The following is a 19,883-nucleotide window of genomic DNA, read 5'->3' as shown; positions in this document are numbered from 1 at the left end:
CAAAGGGGAGAGTAGCGGTGGGTATTCTTGCATTTGGAGTACAAAGCTGCGAAACGAATGTGAATGGGAGAAAAGGCATGAGCAAGATTACATTTCTGGGTGCAGGCAGCACGGCATTTGCCAAAAATGTGCTTGATGATTGTATGCTGACACCTGCTTTGCAGGGCTTTGAGCTGGCGTTGTTCGATATTGGCCCCGGAAGGCTGAAGGATTACGGATTTTGAAATTCCCAAAACCTACGGTCTGCGCCAAACGATTGCCGATACAGTCGGGATTGGTGGTATTTTCCGCAACTTACGGACGATTCCGGTGATGCTCGATTTTGCCGCAGATGTGCGTGAGATTTGCCCGGATGCATGGTTTCTCAACTACACCAACCCGATGGCTGTACTGACGAATGTGATGAACGTATACGGCGGCGTCCGTACGGTGGGGCTGTGTCATAGCATGCAGGCGTGTATACCGGAGCTGTTCAAAAGCCTCGGGCTGGAGCAGGAAGGCGTGAAGGCGGAAAATAGCATGCATCAATCATATGGCGTGTATGAGCAGCTATATCAAGCTGGGAGTTCAGGTGTGCATGTATGATCTTTGAGATGTTTCGTGAGAAAAAAGTAACGTTTGATTTTTAGTCAGTTATGATTTATGATGTAAGAAATATTGGATGATGCTGGAACAAGTATTATCGTATGAACTGATATATTTATCGTATTTTGCGCGTGAAGCACACGGGCTGTTTCTTCCTTAACAGGGGAGAGGCAGCCCTTTTTTGTTGAGATTTTGGGGAAAGGCAATAACTCGAACGAGCTAGTCTTCTGAATATTAGGGGAATAAAACTTTGGTCAATGTAGCCTGGCTTTTTTTAGAATGCTTTATATTAGAAGTTTTCTTATAGATTTTGTGACAGGGAAAACATATAATATATAAGTTGTATCCAGTATTTTCCGAAAGTGGGGATGCGATAAGTTCGTGGGATTTGGCTTGGTATACATAGTTTATAGTTTAAGCAGACAAAGGGGATCGAGAGATGAGTATGAAAAAATGGATGTTGAGTTTGACCGCAGTCACGTTACTTTGGGGAGCAACAGGTACAATTCCTACGACGGAAGCAGCAAGCAGCCCCAAACCGATTGAAGTCTTATTGAATGCGAAAAAAATTCAATTCCCGGACGCTAAGCCTTTTCAGGATGAGAACGATTATGTGATGGTTCCCATTCGTTTTGTATCCGAAGCGCTGGGGGCTAAGGTAGGCTGGGAAAAAAATGGTGGTCAGTTGGCCGTGTCGATTAAGAATGACGCACATGCGGTCAACATGACGGTTGGACAGAACACGGCTACCGTGGACGGACAGACCAAGACGTATGAGACGAAGATTATTTTGAAACAGAACCGTACTTTTGTACCGCTGCGGCTAGTAAGTGAAGGCTTGGGACAGACGGTGGAATGGGATAAGGTTAGCCGCTGGGTATGGATTGGGAAGAAGGAGATTGCTGCGCTGGAGGATACGGGGCATCAGGCGGTGAGCATTGAGCCGTATAAGAAGGCTATTGGTACAACACCAGGTCTTTTAAAAAATGTTATTGGCCAGCCATACGATAAAGTGGTGATTTTCAAACGATATGATTTGCCTGTTAAGATGCTGCGCGATATATATTCAATTGAGCCTTACACAACTTCTAAAGGTGTACCATACCTACAGATGAGAGTGAAAACAAATTCTACTTCAGGAGGGGTTTTTTACTTAACAAAGAATAAAGACGCACGTCTTCGTCCTGTACTAGAACAAATGACGCAAGATAACGGGGACGGTACGAAAATGGTTTATTACCCGATCTATTCGTCTGCTGATGAGCTGTACTTAGGGATTAAAAACTATAAATCCTTTAAGTTACAAGACATTGAGTATATTGGTTTTGACCTCGCATCGAGGAACTATATCCCGATGATGATTAATCCGTGGAAAGGATATTAATCATATGAGTAACACCAAGCTCATTTTGGCCATATTGCTGGTGGGGGTACTGCTATTGTTGCAGATCCCTCCTTTTTATTTACCCACCGACAAGGCGGCAGCCAATACGGAAATCACACCATTGTCTTATTATGCGGATAAAAATGATCGCTATTTTGTCGGCATGATGTATTTCGATATGTGGAAGAACATAGCCGGGGAATGGGTAACCCAAAAGAAGCAGCCCGGAAAGGGTATGCAGGGTGAAGCGACTTTCACTTACAAGTTTCAGTTTCCGGGCCGTAAAATCAAGAACGTTACCGCTCGCTTATATACGACAGCTGATTATATGAGCCATGGTGACTATTTTGTTAAATCTCGATCTGATAATTATGAGGAATATGCGAGACATATGAGTAAGGGGACAAAAGATTCAGATATCCGTTCCTTTCAAAAACAGGGAATTGGTTCAGAAACTACTATCATCCCAATAACTGTAAACATGAAACTTGATCCAGTAGATCAGGCTCGCAACATCAAGGAAGAAAGCTGCCCCACCTGCGCCAAAGAGGTCGAAGCCTGGCGTATCTACCAGCCCATCCTCTTCAAAATAGAACTGGACAGCGGACTCATCGTCAAGCATTTTACTACTGATGGAAAATCTCTTAACTACGTATTTACACCAATAGAAGATGAGCTGAAACCGGATCAATCGTATGACTTCACCCCGCCAACCGATCCCAGATATGAGTATGTTGGCTACAAAAAAAGTACCACGGGTAATCCGCCGAGCGGAGACATTTTTCCGGGAAATGTACCCGGATTTACCTATAACAGCTCTTTCGAGAAATTTACAGCTTACTTATATTATAAGGAGCTAGAGACGATAGAGCAGCCCCCGGCAGGAGTCACCTGCACTCGACCTACGCCTAGCGGCAGCCAGTCGGATAAATACCTCGACCCGATGGTGTCGGCTGTGATCAAAGCCGATCAGCGGGGCGCGTCGCATTTTGATGTAGCCAAGGGCATTCCAACCTCCGAAAGCCTGTATGGAAACGTGCTGGCCCGAAATTACCTGTTCCAGAATACCTTCCAGCAGCTCAAAGGCGAATGCACCTACAACGTCAAGCTGAAGCGCACGTATGATCTGGAATGGGAGGATATCAACGATACCCGGCATATGAAGGTCGTGGAGTATTACAAATACGAAATTGTAAAACCGTACTCTTACTGGAGGATCGACAACCTCGAAGTGTACGGCATCAAGAACGCGCAGCTTCGCAACTATGCACTGCCGGGAGGAAGCATTACGATTCCACCGCGTAATTATACGCCGCCAGCGTTGGAATCTGCGACCAACGGGAAATACTATCCGGCTCCTTCACCGGGCATTATCGACGGCGGATCACTTTATATTTATGGCGGCAAGAGTATGCCGAAGGTGCCCAATGAACAAAGGTCATTGGAGCCTGTGGCCCAGAAGGCTACACCAGACGTGGAAGTGGAGAACGATACCGTGAAATTCAACGGTCAAACGATCATGGACCACCAGCGTGTCAAGGAAAAAGGCCCAACTCCTGGGAAAATCCCCGAACCCGCAAAAATCGGGCCGGATACCCTCTACAGTCCGGGCCATGTGATTGAAAAGCACAAGACAAATAAGCCCAATACGCCTGGTAGCGGTGATATCACCTATGCGATTCTCAAAGGAAATATCAATGGCGGTGCAGATAAAATTTTGCCGATTCAAGGGATCAATACCGTGACTGTCCATACGCCCGTGGTGAATCTTTCAAGCGTATCAGACGATGCGGCTCACAACCAGAAAACCCAACCGACGAAAGGTCGATCGGCGCTCATTCTGGAACGGCCTTTCCGCGTGACGATCTCAACGGCCGGCCCGCATCTGAATATTCCCGGCTATGGTGATCGGGAGTATGCCAAATATGTGCGAACCAAGCAGGTGCGATTTCCGTTTGATGTGTACGACAAGGGGAAAACGCAGTTCTATCTGCGTGGAACTTGGATCGACATTCCGGTAAGGCAATTGGACACCGACTTCTATTTGCCCGTATGGGTGGATGAAGGGAACTATACCGTCGAGTTTCGGACTATTGCGGAAAACGCACCGGACGGCTTCACTGAGCAGCGACATGCCAATACGGATATCGCGCATCATGTCGCCAATGATGTGGTAGAGATCGAGGTCATCGGACGGATGTATGATTTTCATATCACGGATATTGCCGACTACCATTGGGAGCGGGTGTTCCGACAGCGCAAAGGAAGCCCGGTGCATAGCGGTCTGTCCTATTGGACGGGACTAGGCAACATCGACGGACTGCCAAGGGGGAATCAGGAGCCGTTTACCTTGCCTGTCCGTCCCGGCAGTCATCCGCATGAAGGCTACCCAAATGTGGCGATCAAGACAGGCTACCATTTCAAGTTTGACCTCAAAACGAAAGGGAATATGTTCAGCGCTAAGGACGGTATCCGCATCACGCCATCATTTTATTGGGTGAGCAAGGAGGGTCGTCAGCGGGAAGAGGTAGAACTGTATACACATGTGGGAAGCCGCAAGTTCATCCGATTGGGATCGGCGGAGGATCGGGAGAAGCGATATGTCATTTTAAATGAGCGGCTGCGTAATGTACCGACGGAGGAAATGCAGGATACAGCAGCCTACCAATACAAGCATGAGCTGAGTGAAGCACAACAGGGTCATTCGACGCTGGAACGCTATGTTTCCCTGTATGCCCAGCGTATCACGCGCAGCAAGACGTGGATCGGCCGCTATGATTGGCTGGTGCTGCCTGCGGCGGTCCGTACCTTGATCGGTCCCAAGACGGACCTGCCGGATGGAGTCGATGTGGATCGTGCCAATGCGTCGATTCAGCGCTGGTATGGCGAATATAGCCTGCCTGCTGATGTATACGTGGTTCCTAAAGGGACGGATTTACGTGAAGAAAGCCGTCGCCGGGAGCTAAACGAGCATGCGAGCATATTCAAGAAAACGGGCTACATCATTGTGAACTTCAATGTGGAGTCGCTCCGTCAGGGGGATACCGAGCACCCACATTTGCAGTATATTAACGGCCCGCTGCTGAACCAGTGGCAACTGGAAGGCTACCGGAGAGAAGTGAAAAATCCGTACGGGCAACCCTTTCATTTGCAGGATGGGGATGCAGTGTTTTATCATGCAGACCAGTCGAGCCGGGATGATTTCAGCTCCTTTGTTCCACATTAAGACCCCAAAAGAAGCTCACTTGATGGGAGATGCTTTCCATCCTTCGGTGAGCTTCTTTTATGTAAGCTGAACTGAAAAAATGTACATGTAAAACGGAGTAGGCGGAAGGGTGCTGTACAAGCGAAGCGGTCGCTTTAAAATCGAGTTCCTTTTGCAAAAACGGATTGGAGATGGGACAGGGATCATTTTGCCGGATTTAACCGGGTCTTTGCCCATGCCCTTCATGCGGTATAATAGACCGATACGTCTGTGGGCTTTTTTCCTGCGGAGAACACAAGAACGTATGAACAAGGGAACAATATAACGAAAGGAGTGACGATGATGGATGAAAAGGATTGCCTGATGTTGTGCTACATTGCAGAAGAATATAGTCTGAAACGTGCCGCTGAGCGTTTGTATATTACACAGCCCGCCTTGACCTACCGTCTGAACCAATTGGAAAAGGAGTTCGGGGTGCCGATTATCGTACGCGGGAACAGAGGGACGAAGCTGACCATGGAAGGGGAACGACTGGCTGAGTATGCCAAACGAAATTTAAGAGAATTGACCGAATTAAAAGAAGCCGTTATTCACCTGAGAGGTGAGGTAAAAGGGACGCTGCGGTTAGGGATTTCAAGCTACTACGGGCACTACAAGCTGCCGCCGATTCTGAAAAGCTTTAAAGATATTTATCCTGACGTGCAATTTTCGGTTACCTGCGGACTCAGCGCAGAAATTTATGAAATGCTCCGTGGAGATGAAATTCATCTGGGCGTCATTCGCAATGATTACCCTTGGTCTGAGGGAAAGCAGCTTCTATCGGAGGAGCATATTTGTGTGATCTCCCAAGAGGCCGTAGAGCTTGAGCAATTGCCGGAGCTTCCAATGATTCGTTATAAGGACCCGGGCAAGCCGCAGCATTCCGGCCACATGTATTCCTCGTTTAACGAATCGGTGCAGGCGTGGTGGAGTGAGATGCTGGGCAGGCCGCCACGAGTTTCCATGGAGGTGGACAGCTACGAAACCTGTAAGGAAATGGTCCGACACGGATTGGGATATTCCATCGTACCCGAAATATTTGTCTCTCCAAAGGATGAATTATATGCATTTAACTTAGTTCGCAAGAATGGGGAGCCTGTCCTGCGTCGAACATGGATGTTGTATAAAAATAAATCCAGTCATCTTATGGCAGTGGAAAGATTTGTAGAATGGATGCTCCATTCTTGACGTGATAAAGGCAGCAAATATACGTAATTTTTGGTGTGAAATGACGTATTTCAAGAGATGTCATGTCATATATAAAATAATTTTAAGGGTAAACCCAAAAAATATTAAATTTACTTCACTGGCATTCGCTTATACAATGTTGAATATTGATTGTATATTTATTCGTTATGACGAATGAAAGGCGGCATTCCATTGATGAACTCAACAGCGAACGGACATAATGGCAAAACGCCATCCCATGAAAAGATTATGAAGGCTGTAGATACGAAGGATCACGAATTACGGGAGCTTGCCCGAACAATACATAAACATCCTGAGCTAAGCTTTCATGAATATCAGGCACAGGGCTGGCTCACCCATACACTGGAACAGGCTGGTTTTGCTGTGGAAAAAGGCATTGCCGGACTGGAGACCTCCTTCCGTGCGGAATGGGAAGGGACATCCGGCGGACCCACAATCGCTCTGCTGGCTGAATATGATGCACTTCCAGCCATCGGACATGCCTGTGGACACAACCTGATTTGTACCGCATCGGTGGGGGCCGCTATAGCCCTCAAGGAAGCGATGCCGGATCTACCCGGACGCATCGTGGTGTTAGGCACACCAGCCGAGGAGGAGGGAGGCGGCAAAATCATCATGTGCGAGCATGGCGTATTCGACGGCATAGACGCCGTAATGATGGTGCATCCGCAGAGCAAAACGATGGTTTTGCGCGGGGGATTGGCCTGCGTAGACGCCACGTTTACGTTTCATGGCAAGCAGGCCCATGCCGCTTCCTCCCCGGAGAAGGGCATCAGCGCACTGGATGCCATGATTAATGCCTTTGTGGCGATTAATTCAGTTCGCCAGTTTGTCACCAGCGACGTGCGTATCCACGGCATTATTACAAAGGGCGGGGATGCCCCGAATGTGGTGCCGGAGCTGTGCGAGGCCGTATTTATTTTGCGGGCGCAAAATAAATACGGCCTGGCAGAAGTGCGGAGCAAGGTGTATCGCGCTGTTCGTGCGGCGGCAGAAGGTATGGGCGCCACCGTGGACATTGCCGAGGGACTTATTTATGCGGAGCGCAATACGAATAAGAGATTGGCCGCTTTGTTCCAGAACAATCTGGAACAGCTCGGTTTGGAGGTTCACGAGCCGCCTGCGCAAGGGGGCATCGGTTCGTCGGATATCGGCAATGTCAGCCAGATTACCGCAGCGATTCATCCTTACATCCGATTGGGTGACGCATCCACGCATACGCCGGAATTTGCCCAGCTTGCGGGAGCGGAGGAAGGCATGATTGAAATGAACTATGCCGCCAAAGCGCTGGCCTTAACGGCTTATGATCTCGTGACCGATCCGCTGGCTTTGAGAGAGGTACGGACTGAATTTGAACAGTGGCAAGCGCAGAGAAACGGGGGAGCATCCGAATGAGTAGCAACACGGCCGTACCGAGCGGCCCGAAAAAATGGCTGAAAATGCCGCATACCTTTGTCATTCTTATTTTTCTGACCTTAGTGGCCGGGATATTGACCTATGTCGTGCCCGCCGGAGAGTTTGAACGGGTTAAAAATGAAACAACCGGCAAAACCCTTCTCATCCCCGGTTCGTACGCTCATGTCGATCCGAATCCGGTTACGCTGTGGGATATTCCGAAATCCATCGTATCGGGTCTGGTCGATTCTGCCGATGTGGTCTTTTTCATTCTGATCATCGGCGGTGTTTTTCAGATTATTACGTCCTCGGGGACGATTGAGGCTGTGACGGGAAGGGTAGCGAGGTCTTTTTCCAACAAAGGGATATGGGTGATTCCGGTATTTATTACCCTGTTTTCCGTGGGTGGCTTTACGATGGGCATGTCCACCGAGGTTATGGTATTCGTGCCGATTGGTATTGCTATCGCCCGGGCGTTGAAGTTTGATGCGATGACGGGTACGGCCATGATTTCACTTGGGGCTTCCTGTGGATTTACTGCCGGGCTGCTGAATCCGTTTAATGTCGGCTTGGCACAGGCGATTGCGCAAATCCCTATTTTTTCAGGGCTGTGGCTTCGTGCCATCCTGTTAGTCATCCTGATCGTCATTACGAGCTTATATATTATGCGCTATGCCAGCAAAGTGAAGAAAAGCCCGGAAAGCAGCCTCGTTTACGAATTGGAAAAGAGCGCTGAAGACAAGCCGGTGGATCTATCCAATCTGCCTTCCATACAGCTTAAGCATATCCTGATCATCTTGACCGTTGTCGTAAGCTTTGCGACGTTGATCTGGGGAGTGTCCAAAAAGGATTGGTGGATGGAAGAACTGGCTGCCCTGTTTCTTTCGATGGGAGTCATTTCCGGCTTTTGCGCAGGCTACGGGCCAAGTCGCATTGCGACAGAGTTTGCCAAAGGAGCCAAGGATATCACCTATGGTGCGCTGATTATCGGTTTTGCACGTTCCATCGTGGTTGTACTGGATCACGGGAATGTGATTGACTCCATCGTTAACAGCCTTGCGATCATGGTGGGACATTTGCCTGAATCGGTACAAGTGCTGGGCATGTATGTGTTCCAAAACATTATGAACGTATTCATCACCTCCGGTTCGGGAATGGCCGCAACGACAATGCCGATTATGGTGCCACTGTCTGATCTGCTCGGCATTACACGCCAGACGACAGTGCTTGCCTTCCAGTTGGGAGACGGATTTTCGAACATGATTTTGCCTACTTCCTCAGCCTTAATGGGGAGCTTGGCCGTATCGGGTATTCCGTATCAGAAATGGGTTCGCTTCTTTTGGCCGCTACTGGCTGTCTGGTTCGTACTGGGTGCAGTATTGGTAGTTGTCGCTCAAATTATCGGATATCACTAACATAACTCTGTAAATACTTTTCGGCCCTCATCTTGCCGTGTTCGTACAGGCTTGGTGGGGGCTGTTTTATGCGAAACGGCAAACAACACGGATTTGTGAAGAGAAGTCATCGGATTTTTAAACGCTTTGGGGAGAACGGCAAAACTATAATAATAAGGAATTTAAATTATGTAAGCGCAATCATTTTGGGTATTTGCTTGTCATCACAACACAATGGAGGAGGACGACTTGGATGGCTCAAAGGAAAGGCGCATGGCGAAAGGGAACCTTGACCGCCGCGTTGGCAACGATGCTGGCGATGACGGGTACAACGGTGGGGATGGCGGCAGAAGCTCCATCTGAACCGGAGCTTCAGGCAGCATCGGCTGTTGCTGTCGAACAGAACCGAAGTGGCAGCATCCAACTGGAAAAGCTGGATCGGGGACTGGTGGCTGCGGTGACACCGGAGGGTGTATTTTTAAGCTGGCGGCTGCTGGCGCAGGAAGTGAATGGTTACAGCCCAACGGGGCTGACAGGCGCGGATTTTAATGTATACCGTGACGGTAAAAAGATCGCGACGGTAACCGACAGCACCAGCTATGTGGATAAAGAAGGAACCGGAAAAGCGGTGTACAGAGTAGCTTCGGTCGTGAATGGACGGGAAAAGGATCGCAGCGCCAAAGTGACGCCGTGGCAGCAGGGCTACTATGAGCTGCCTCTTCAAAAGCCCGCCGATGGCGTAACACCCGCAGGTGAGTCCTATACCTACTCTGCAAATGATATGAGTGTGGGGGATGTGGACGGAGACGGACAATATGAATTTTTTGTAAAATGGGACCCGTCGAACTCCAAGGACGTTTCTCAGAAGGGCTATACCGGAAATACGTATGTCGATGCATATACAGCCCAGGGCAAGCTGTTATATCGGATCGACCTGGGTGTGAATATTCGTTCAGGTGCCCATTATACACAGATGATGGTGTACGATTTTGATGGCGATGGCAAAGCCGAGCTGATGTTCAAAACGGCCCCGGGTACCAAAACGATTACTTTTGACAAGAAGGGCAAGCCGAAAAAAGAAACCTATATTACCCTGCCCCGTGAGGATCGCAAAGCAGGGATTACGCATAAGGACGATTACCGTTTAAGCCGCACGGATTATTACGAGCATGTGGTGAACATGTTCATGAACTGGACGAAGCATGAAGAAGTGGTCAAAGGGCAGTGGCCCGCTACGCTGGAGGAATGCTTTGGTATCGCTCCAAAGTATAGCTATCCGTTATCCCGTAAGGATGCGGAAAGCCTGACGGACTACTTTATGGATGTATACGCGCCTGCGCGGAGCGACAAAAACAAGCTGAGAGAGTTTGAAGGCTTCATTGTGGATGGACCGGAGTATTTGACCATTTTCAAAGGAAAAACGGGAGCAGAGCTGGACACCGTCCGCTATGAGCCAGAGCGTCATGACGATGGCCTCATGTGGGGCGATTACGCCATGGCCCGGATTGAACCCGCCAACCGGGTGGATCGTTTTCTGGCAGGCGTGGCCTACCTGGACGGCCGCAAACCGTACGCTGTGTTTGCACGCGGGTACTATACGCGTTCCACGCTGGTCACCTACACATGGGATGGTCGCCATCTCCAAAAGAACTGGATGGTGGACAGCGGCTGGGCACCGATGACGAATCCGTTTAACGATAGTCCGCACGGGCGCGATGGAACGGACCCGAAATTCGGCACCTTGACCACACAGGGAGCGCATTCGCTGAGCGTCGCAGACGTAGATGGTGACGGCAAGGACGAAATCGTATACGGCTCTGCCACCATCGACCATGACGGCAGCCTGCTGTACAGCTCGTTCGATGTCATGCCTCCCGAAAGTGCGATTCCCGGCGAAACAGCCCGTTTGGGTCACGGCGATGCGCTGCATGTGACGGATATTGACCCGGATCGGCCGGGCAAAGAAATCTTTATGGTGCATGAGGGCGGCACCTATGCTCCTTATGGTTATTCCCTGCGGGATGCCAAAACGGGTAAAGTCATCTACGGCGGATATTCCGGCAAGGATACAGGCCGGGGAATGATCGGAGACATAGACCCGGATCAGCGAGGGCTGGAAACCTGGGCCATGGGCTTATGGACCGCTGCCGGCAAGCAACTGGATACCAAGATGCCTGGCACTAATATGAGTATCAAATGGGCAGCCGATATGACCACACAAATCGTAAACGGCGCGATTGATGTTACCCCAACCATTGAGGATTGGAAACGAGGAACATTATTGACCGCCACTGGAACCAAAACGAACAACTATACGAAAGGAACGCCATCGCTGGTAGCCGACATTTTCGGAGATTGGCGGGAAGAAATGCTCGTTCGCACAGCGGATAGCTCGGCGATCCGTATCTATTTGGGCACTGAGCCTACGACGCATAAATTGTATACACTGATGCATGACCCGCAATATCGGGTGGATGTGGCGCGTCAAAATACGGGCTATAACCAGCCATCCTATACGAGCTTTTATTTCGCATCCGATATGGATTGGGCGAATGTACCGATTCCCAAGCTCTACACGCCAAGAGCCGTAATTCAAGAAGAGAACAGCGATGAGGTGGATGAGGCAGAGACATCGGAGATGGATGGGAAGCAAATGAATACGGAGGAAGTAGAGGTAGAGTCAGCAGTACCAGCAGAGGAATAATGAACACTGGGAACGACAAGTAGGTTGATTACAATGGAATCGCAAGGAGAGCCGTATTTACGTGCTCTCTTTTTTGCATATTTTTAATTGTGGCAGCAGAAATCTTTCATTTATTAGTTAGAAGGAGGGCGTTCAGAAGGGTATAATAAAATATAGTGCTGTATGATGATCACACGCTGATCTGGAAGGACGGCTGTCGAGCAATTGGAGGAATGCTAGTGGGGATGATGTTCTCTTTTCTGAAAAAATACCGGGTTCCAGCCATCGCGGCTCTCGTGATGATGCTGCTGGAGCTGACGGTGGAATTGTCGCAACCGTATTTGATCTCCAAAATTATTGATGAGGGCATTCGGCAGCAGGATTTGTCCGTCGTCTGGTTATGGGGCGGTGTGCTGGTAGGAAGCGCCGTTATTGCTTTTATAGCAGGGATTTCTAGTTCCTTTTTTGCTTCCCATGCCAGTCAGGGCTTTGGTTATGATTTGCGGGAAAGGCTGTATCATAAGGTGCAATCCTTTTCCTATCCGGTGTTTAAACGTTTTGCTACCTCATCGCTGATTACGCGTTTGACGGGAGACGTTACGCAGGTGCAGGATACGGTGTTTATGAGCTTGCGGTTTATGACACGGGTGCCGCTGGTGGTGATTGGCAGCATCGTGATGGCGCTGGTTGTGCATTTCAGGCTTGGACTGTTGCTGGCGGTCATGGCTCCAGTGCTGTTCGTATTTGTGCTGGTGATGATGCGGCGAACCGTCACGTTGTTTAAGGGCGTCCAGCGTCGTCTGGATGATGTTAACGGGGTGATTCAGGAGAATCTGACAGGTATCCGGCTCATACGGGTTTTTGTGCGGATGCGGCATGAAATCGAGCGTTTTGCCCATTACGGGGGCGAATTGATGAAAGGGACGGTTTCCGCTTTGCGCTGGACAGAAACGACGATGCCGTTCATTTTGTTTACGATGAATGCGGGAATTATCGCCGTGCTTTGGTTCGGACGGGGGCAAATTGCAACAGGGGATGCCAGTGTGGGACAGGTGGTCGCTGTCGTCAATTATTCACTGCGGACGATTGGAGCCTTGTCTGCCTTGTCGGGGATTGTTGTCGTGTTTTCCCGGGCGACCGCTTCCACGGCAAGGATTCGTGAGGTATTGGAGACACCTCATGAAGACCACGGAGAACGGGAGTCTATTCCAACACATAACACGCGAATCGAGGGACAGGTGGAACTGGATCGGGTGAGCTTTCACTATCCGGGCAACGATCTCGCGGTGCTAAAGGATATTTCCTTTATGGCTCGACCGGGTGAGCGCATCGCTATTATGGGGGCTACGGGGTCGGGTAAATCCTCACTTGTGCAGCTCATTACGCGTTTGTATGAAGAAAATGAGGGCCGGGTGCGCTTTGACGGCAAGGACGCGCGGGAACTGGACGCTTCCATACTGCGTGAGGCCATTGGGTACGTGCCGCAGGAGGTGCTTCTTTTCACTGGCTCGATTCGGGAAAATATCGCTTGGGGGCTGGAGAATGCCAGTCTGGAGCAGATTCAGGAAGCGGCTCGTATGGCGCAAATTCACGATATGATTGAACGCTTGCCACAAGGCTATGACACGATGCTGGGACAGCGCGGTGTGAATCTGTCCGGTGGACAGAAGCAACGGCTATCTATTGCTCGCGCGCTGGTGCGCCATCCGGCAGTGCTTATTTTGGACGATAGCACCAGTGCGCTGGATGTGCGGACAGAGGCGGCTTTGCTGGAGGCGCTGGAGGGCTTGTCCTGCACGACCTTTCTTATTACGCAGAAGATCAGCTCGACCGCAACGGCAGATCAGATTTTACTGCTGGATGAAGGCCGTCTGATCGCGAGTGGAAGTCATGAGCATTTAATGGACAGCTCGGAGCTGTATCGACGCATCTATGAATCACAATACAGAAAGGAGGAGTCGCATGTTCAAGGAACTCATTGATCCCTTCCGTCAGCCTACACCGCCGTCCGGTGTGCTGCGCAACCCAGCAGGAGCAGAGGGACGCCGCAAGGCCAAGGCCAAGAACTGGTCCGGCACGCTGGGCAGGATATGGGAGTATCTGGCCCGCCGCAAGGCCAAGCTAATGCTGGTGCTGTTCATGGTACTGCTCAGCTCCGGGCTGGCATTGCTGGGTCCGTATTTGGTCGGCGTTGCCGTGGACCATTTTCTGGAAGGTATGGGCGGACGCACATGGATGTATTTTCTCATTGGGCTGGGGGCTGTGTATTTGCTCAATTCGCTGACCTCCTGGCTGCAAAATATCTGGATGATCGAAATCGCCCAAGAGACCGTGTACCGGATGCGTTTCGACCTGTTTTCACATTTGCATCGCTTGCCGATTCCTTTTTATGGTAAACGTCAGCAGGGAGAGATTATGAGTCGATTGACCAATGATATTGAAAATGTCAGCTCTACGCTGAATAGCTCAGCCATTCAGATTTTTTCGAGCGTATTGACGCTGGTGGGTACACTCGCAGTCATGCTGTGGCTAAGTCCGCTGATGACACTGCTAACCTTTATCGTGGTGCCGCTGATGGCAGTCGGGATGCGCTGGATTACGCGCCGCACGGGTCCCTTATACAAGGAACGGCAGAAGAATCTGGGCGAACTGAACGGATACATCGAAGAAACGTTATCCGGGCAGCAAATTATCAAAGCATTTTCACAGGAAAAGAGGGTTATTCGCGGCTTTAGTGAACGTAATGACCGTATCCGTCTGTCGGGCTTCTGGGCACAAACGATTTCCGGCTTTATCCCCAAGCTGATGAACGGCCTGAACAATCTCAGCTTTGCCATTGTGGCAGGAATCGGCGGGATTTTGGCCATACACGGTTCTATTACCATCGGAACGATTATCATCTTTGTAGAGTATGCCCGCCAGTTCACCAGACCGCTGAATGATCTGGCTAACCAGTGGAATACCTTGCTGTCCGCTATTGCTGGAGCTGAGCGCGTATTTGAAATATTGGATGAGGATGAGGAGTCCAAGGACGAGCACAGCGCCGTAGAGCTGGAGCATGTCGAGGGTGCAGTTCGGTTTACCGATGTTTCCTTCGGCTATGATGCTGAGAGCGCTACGCTGAAAGACATCTCTTTTGAAGCCAAGCCTGGTGAGATGATCGCGCTGGTCGGTCCGACCGGGGCAGGAAAAACAACGCTGATTCAGCTGATATCCCGTTTTTACAGTCCCGACAAGGGAATGATCACGCTAGATGGGCGCGACATTACCACCATACAGCGTGAAAGCTTGCGCTCACGTATGGCGTTTGTGCTACAGGATTCCTTCCTGTTTCAGGGGACAATCCGTGAAAATATCCGCTTCGGCAGGCTGGATGCCACTGATGAAGAGGTAGAGGAAGCATCGAAGCTGGCGAATGCCCATTCCTTTATCATGAGGATGAAGGACGGATATGAGAAGGTGCTGGAGGTTAACGGCAGCGGCATCAGCCAAGGGCAAAAACAATTGCTGGCTATTGCCCGTGCTATTTTGGCTAACCCTTCGATCCTTGTACTCGACGAGGCAACCAGCAGCATCGACACGATTACCGAGATGAAAATACAAGAAGGACTGGCGCGGCTTATGCAAGGGCGAACGAGCTTTGTCATCGCGCATAGACTGAATACCATTCGTCAGGCTGACCGGATTCTGGTCTTGAAGGATGGTCGTCTGGAGGAGCAGGGCTCGCATGATGAGCTGCTGGCTCATAAAGGCTTTTACAGTGATTTATATTATGGTCAGTTGAGAAAGCAAAGCTCTTAGGCTGGAGCTGGATAAATAGATTTGCAGGCGTGATGCTGGAGCTTTATGATGATAAAAAGGGCTACCCCAGGGTTAAATGTACCCTATGTAAAGGACCATTCTAAAGAAAGACTAGATTATTTGGACATGGATTGTTGGAACCCCATATGCTTCACCATTTTTTGAAAATCTGGATGCGCATAGTGGGGTTCCTTGGTCAGAATGAATCAAAGCTTTGAAGGCTTTAATCGTGGATAGATACGCTCGTTTATCTTGGATCATCAGCTTTACTTTTAACTCAATTTACAGCCTTACGATTCATCTGCTAGGAAAACAGTACCATTTTACTTGAGGGATCTTATGGTTTTAGCGTTCTTCCCTTAAAGAGAATATACGACAGCTCATGTTTGATCATTTTATTATTCTCTATTGTTTTCACATAATCTATGTCATCTTCGCGAGTTACAATTTCATCCTTATCTATACTGGGTCTTTTACGATTTCTATTTTCGCCCGCCGTGCTGTTGTCAGAAAAAATAAAAGTAGTATTTAAATCTTCAATGCCCTCACTAATCTTTTTCCCTGTCATATTCTTAGCTGTGATTGAGAGATGAATCTTTTCTCCCATGATCAATTTGTACGATAACAACTGGAATGCATTTTCATTATCCACTTGTTCTCTAAAATGATCCAAATCTTCTACATTCTCCATCATAGGTGTCTTCATTAATTCCTTCCCAGAGAGGGAATACAGTTTATTTTGCTGATCCCATTCCTGGTGTATGTCTAAGTTCTTGGTAAGTACCCCTAAAGGGACAAACATCGCATTTTTATAAAGCACAGGGACGGTATCCATCACGGACGTGTTCGAGTCGGTAACAATCTCAGTGGAGTTCATTTTAAACTCAACCTTGTGTGTTCCAAACTTAATTGTAGCCGTATTAGAAGTTGGGTTATACGTAGTCTGTCCTCCCAACAAATCATTAATGGATCTCAAAGGCACCATATAGCGATTGTTCTTATCAATATAAGGGGCTTTGGGGGCTGTGAACAACACATAGTAGTTGTTAATCTTTAAAAATGGAGAGCTTGGTTCTATACTGTGAGCTGACATTTTTCCTGTATAGGGTTGAGAAAAGCAAAATACCATTACACTTAAAAGCAGAATCCTAAACAGCATCTTTCCCACAAAATTTCCTCCTTAAAAGAGAGGGGCAAAAAAGCCCCTCTCATAAAATTCAGTCTAAAAATATACTGTCTGTTTCCTCTCCTCCGTGCACGTAATCCACTTCAACTTTACTCCGTGGCATAGAACAATAATCATAGGTTTGGCTGTTTCGCCAAGGGATATTATCTTCTGAATTTGTACCGATATAGGATGTAGCCCAACGAACTTTTCTGATGTAAGAACCATCATAATAGTCTTGTCGATCTTGTATCTGGCCTATGCTTGTCGTTCTTTTGATAAGGTTACCATTACCAGTCGCAGTCCAACCAGGAGCGGGCTTAACCCAGCTTCTTTGGATCTTAGTACCGTCTGCATAACCCGTTACAGTCAAGGCAATGTTACCGTCAGAAGGGACATAAAATTTCATTTGTACTTCCTGATCAGGCTCAAAGCGTGGCGTAAATGTATAAGGGGTCTTTACACCTTCAATGAGCATGAAAGGAGCCCAGTCATTATATTTTGTACTATGCTGCAAACCAACATCTACTGCCTTATTGGTGTTACTCCAACCACCCATATAGATAAATCCTGTGCTTCCGTTATATCCACTATTATTATCACGAATCTCTCTAGCACTTGGTAAATGAACTCGTGTACTAGCCCATGCAAACCCTATATGTGACCATACTGAACGATACGGCCCGTTTCTCAGGTCTCGACATTCAGGGAAGCTCGCGGAGTTAGTGCTAAAATCCATTGGTGTTAATGAGTGATTACCCATACACGCTGGTTTAGGCTGTAATACGGGTAAAGTATATAGCTGCCCTGTTGAATCTTTATACCTATTATTTTTATACGTAGTATCAGTTACGGAAGTGAGGGATGAATTCGAATTCTTATACGTAACCTGACTCACCGGTTCCAGGGGGATAACTTCCTGCCTTAAACTTTCCTTGTTTACAAGCACTTTGCCCGTTTCATCTATGTATGTAACGTTTTCTCTGTCTTCGGGGTCCAGCGAGTTGATGATATTGCTTAATATAGCATTGTCGGATTTAGTCATCGACGGATTGATTAACTGTTCATTTTGGAGTGGTTCTGCACCTACTGAACAAGTTAGCGATAACGAAAGCATGCCTACAACAGCCCACATACATAAACTCTTGACCTTCAAAATCCATTCATCTCCCTCAAAATTATGTTTTTAAAATTACACAAAAACCACTAGCCTCCTTTTTTACCAATTACAATACAAATCTATTATGTACAAAACTATATATTAAATCAATACCATATAATTTAACAGTTTTACAATAAACATAGTTATATCTTTAAAAAGAAACCAACCGATGTCAAGCGACATGGGTGTTTATAACCGCTGCTGACTTGTGATCCCAACAAGGCAGGGCGGCTCGAAAATTTTATCTAATATCCTGAAAGTTAGAAAAAGTCACGGTTGATCCGTGTCTCAGCTTGTCGAGAAACCCAAGGTCTTAAAATGACCTGAGTTTCTCGACAAGCTGAGGCAATATAGAGGCGGTCTAAATGGCTGCCTTTGAGAGTGCCGACTGCCCACATGCTTTTGTTGAGACCATCCGGCGGTATTCCTTGAGCTTAGGTGACCATGAAATGGCATGTTATAATAAGAGGACAATGAGGATGGTTCCTGCGGAATCATAAGGCTGTCTTACGATGAGCTGGGCCTGGCGAGAAATCTGTAGAGATGAGGGGCTGATGGAGCTTGAACAGAATAGCCATACTGGAGCGTCTTCAATCACAGCTGCACGAGGGTAATCACATCATCGGCGTCTCGACAAGCACAGGGATCACAGCCAAGTATGCAGCTCATAGCGGAGCGGACTTTATATTAATGCTGAACTCCGGCAAGTTTCGCCAGATGGGGAGAAGCTCTCTGGCGGGCTTTTTGCCGTTTTGCAACAGTAATGATATGGTGATGGATTTTGCGTCAAGAGAAATTGTGCCGTTGGTGAGGCATGCTCCCGTGCTCTTTGGACTGAATGCGAATGATCCAACCAGAGAGATGGCCGATTATATTGAGGAAATCAAGAGCAGAGGCTTTTCGGGAGTGAATAATTATCCGACTGTCGGCCTGATGGACGGATTGTTCAGAGAGGCTCTGGAGGAAGACGGAATCAGCTATGACAGAGAGGTTGAGGCCATACGTCTGGCCCATCGACAGGAGTTGTTTACGGTGGCCTTCGTATTTGACGAGCTTCAAGCGGCCCAAATGATTGAGGCGGGGGCAGATGTAATCTGTGCTCATCTCGGCCTGACCGAGGGCGGATTATTGGGCGCGCGGAAGGTTGTATCCTTAGAGGCTACCAAATCAAAGGCGCTGCGTATTTTCGATGCCTGCAAGCACCTTAAGCCGGATTTGATCAAGATGATTTACGGCGGTCCGGTAAAGACGCCGGTCGATGTCCAGTACATGTACAGCAACAACACAGACATTATGGGCTATATTGGCGGATCTGCCTTTGAACGAATTCCTTCGGAGAAGTCAATTACGGCAATTACTCGCGATTTTAAGCGCCTGGGCAAGCTAGATGAGGACGATTTTATGGCCAAAATGCTGAACGGCATCACCAAGCATTATGATTACGTTGAGTTTGTCAAGGAGTATGTGGCACAAAACTACAGCAGTGAAATTGTTTTTTCGGATCTGGCCAAGGTTGCTCATGTTTCGCGCAGCTATTTGAGCAGCTTGTTTAAAAAGGAGGTTGGCTGCAGCTTTCAGACCTATCTTGTGAGCTTCCGCATAAATAAAGCTGTCACGCTACTCCATGCGCCGCAGCTTCAATTATCCGAGGTGGCTGGGATGGTAGGGTATCCGGATTATGCCCAATTCAGCAAAATGTTTAAAAAGCTTAAGGGCTGCTCACCCAAGCAGTACAGATCTAACCTAAACACAAAAACATAGAACATAAAAGCGTTTTCATGAATAAACAGGACCAGTATGATGAAGCTATAGCGATCATACTGGTTTTTCTGTTAGCGAAAAAATCAGCATGCTACCCTGC

11 protein-coding genes and 1 pseudogene are annotated in these 19,883 nt (G+C 48.4%); 10 read left to right on the top strand and 2 right to left on the bottom strand.

The genetic code is table 11. From position 1 onward, the window contains the following. Window positions 1-77 precede the first annotated feature (77 nt). The 9 genes and pseudogenes from ACIFQM_RS09870 to ACIFQM_RS09830 form a co-directional block, all read left to right on the top strand. Window positions 78-574, top strand: a pseudogene (locus ACIFQM_RS09870) (alpha-glucosidase/alpha-galactosidase); the annotation flags it as partial. Between the two features lie 450 nt (window positions 575-1,024). Then, the gene (locus tag ACIFQM_RS09865) at window positions 1,025-1,969 is read left to right on the top strand and encodes a copper amine oxidase N-terminal domain-containing protein (protein WP_430042409.1); all 945 of its coding nucleotides are present in this window, start codon (window positions 1,025-1,027) and stop codon (window positions 1,967-1,969) included. Between the two features lie 4 nt (window positions 1,970-1,973). Then, on the top strand, window positions 1,974-5,195 hold the full coding sequence (locus ACIFQM_RS09860) for a DUF5704 domain-containing protein (RefSeq protein WP_430065397.1): 3,222 nt from the start codon (window positions 1,974-1,976) through the stop codon (window positions 5,193-5,195). A 318-nt stretch (window positions 5,196-5,513) separates the two neighbouring features. Continuing rightward, entirely contained in the window at window positions 5,514-6,401 is an 888-nt protein-coding gene (locus tag ACIFQM_RS09855; protein WP_430065394.1) for a LysR family transcriptional regulator, read from the top strand. Window positions 6,402-6,596: 195 nt separating this feature from the next. Beyond that, complete coding sequence (locus ACIFQM_RS09850; protein WP_430042414.1) at window positions 6,597-7,817, top strand: M20 family metallopeptidase; 1,221 nt, start codon at window positions 6,597-6,599, stop codon at window positions 7,815-7,817. Continuing rightward, window positions 7,814-9,232, top strand: a complete 1,419-nt coding sequence (locus ACIFQM_RS09845; RefSeq protein ID WP_430047549.1) for a YfcC family protein — start codon at window positions 7,814-7,816, stop codon at window positions 9,230-9,232. Before ACIFQM_RS09850 ends, ACIFQM_RS09845 begins: the two co-directional genes overlap by 4 nt. A 232-nt stretch (window positions 9,233-9,464) precedes the next feature. After that, window positions 9,465-11,915, top strand: coding sequence for a rhamnogalacturonan lyase (locus ACIFQM_RS09840; RefSeq protein WP_430047547.1), 2,451 nt, complete (start codon window positions 9,465-9,467; stop codon window positions 11,913-11,915). A 224-nt stretch (window positions 11,916-12,139) separates the two neighbouring features. Then, the gene (locus tag ACIFQM_RS09835) at window positions 12,140-13,876 is read left to right on the top strand and encodes an ABC transporter ATP-binding protein (RefSeq protein WP_430042503.1); all 1,737 of its coding nucleotides are present in this window, start codon (window positions 12,140-12,142) and stop codon (window positions 13,874-13,876) included. Beyond that, complete coding sequence (locus tag ACIFQM_RS09830) at window positions 13,857-15,695, top strand: ABC transporter ATP-binding protein (RefSeq protein ID WP_430042420.1); 1,839 nt, start codon at window positions 13,857-13,859, stop codon at window positions 15,693-15,695. The genes ACIFQM_RS09835 and ACIFQM_RS09830 overlap by 20 nt, the downstream gene beginning before the upstream one ends. 337 nt (window positions 15,696-16,032) lie before the next feature. Here the strand turns inward: ACIFQM_RS09830 and ACIFQM_RS09825 are convergent, their stop codons facing one another. Further along, window positions 16,033-16,854: a copper amine oxidase N-terminal domain-containing protein gene (locus tag ACIFQM_RS09825; protein WP_430042505.1), complete on the bottom strand. Its 822-nt coding sequence runs from the start codon at window positions 16,852-16,854 to the stop codon at window positions 16,033-16,035. Between the two features lie 58 nt (window positions 16,855-16,912). Further along, complete coding sequence (locus tag ACIFQM_RS09820; RefSeq protein WP_430047544.1) at window positions 16,913-18,016, bottom strand: hypothetical protein; 1,104 nt, start codon at window positions 18,014-18,016, stop codon at window positions 16,913-16,915. A 567-nt stretch (window positions 18,017-18,583) separates the two neighbouring features. Here ACIFQM_RS09820 and ACIFQM_RS09815 point away from each other — a divergent pair. Further along, window positions 18,584-19,783 carry a phosphoenolpyruvate hydrolase family protein gene (locus ACIFQM_RS09815; RefSeq protein WP_430047541.1) on the top strand — a complete coding sequence of 400 codons (1,200 nt, stop codon included), beginning with the start codon at window positions 18,584-18,586 and terminating at the stop codon, window positions 19,781-19,783. The last annotated feature ends 100 nt before the right edge of the window (window positions 19,784-19,883 follow it).

Source organism: Paenibacillus sp. NRS-1782, from assembly GCF_050467685.1.
GTDB lineage: Bacteria > Bacillota > Bacilli > Paenibacillales > Paenibacillaceae > Paenibacillus > Paenibacillus terrae_A.
The sequence above is the reverse complement of the archived record's forward strand: the minus strand, read 5'-3'. Positions and strand labels throughout refer to the sequence as shown.

Bases quoted from the DNA above. Each gene is read 5' to 3' on its own strand.
- ACIFQM_RS09865 (WP_430042409.1), top strand. From the start codon at position 1,025: ATGAGTATGAAAAAATGGATGTTGAGTTTGACCGCAGTCACGTTACTT.
- ACIFQM_RS09860 (WP_430065397.1), top strand. From the start codon at position 1,974: ATGAGTAACACCAAGCTCATTTTGGCCATATTGCTGGTGGGGGTACTG.
- ACIFQM_RS09855 (WP_430065394.1), top strand. From the start codon at position 5,514: ATGATGGATGAAAAGGATTGCCTGATGTTGTGCTACATTGCAGAAGAA.
- ACIFQM_RS09850 (WP_430042414.1), top strand. From the start codon at position 6,597: ATGAACTCAACAGCGAACGGACATAATGGCAAAACGCCATCCCATGAA.
- ACIFQM_RS09845 (WP_430047549.1), top strand. From the start codon at position 7,814: ATGAGTAGCAACACGGCCGTACCGAGCGGCCCGAAAAAATGGCTGAAA.
- ACIFQM_RS09840 (WP_430047547.1), top strand. From the start codon at position 9,465: ATGGCTCAAAGGAAAGGCGCATGGCGAAAGGGAACCTTGACCGCCGCG.
- ACIFQM_RS09835 (WP_430042503.1), top strand. From the start codon at position 12,140: ATGATGTTCTCTTTTCTGAAAAAATACCGGGTTCCAGCCATCGCGGCT.
- ACIFQM_RS09830 (WP_430042420.1), top strand. From the start codon at position 13,857: ATGTTCAAGGAACTCATTGATCCCTTCCGTCAGCCTACACCGCCGTCC.
- ACIFQM_RS09825 (WP_430042505.1), bottom strand. From the start codon at position 16,854: ATGCTGTTTAGGATTCTGCTTTTAAGTGTAATGGTATTTTGCTTTTCT.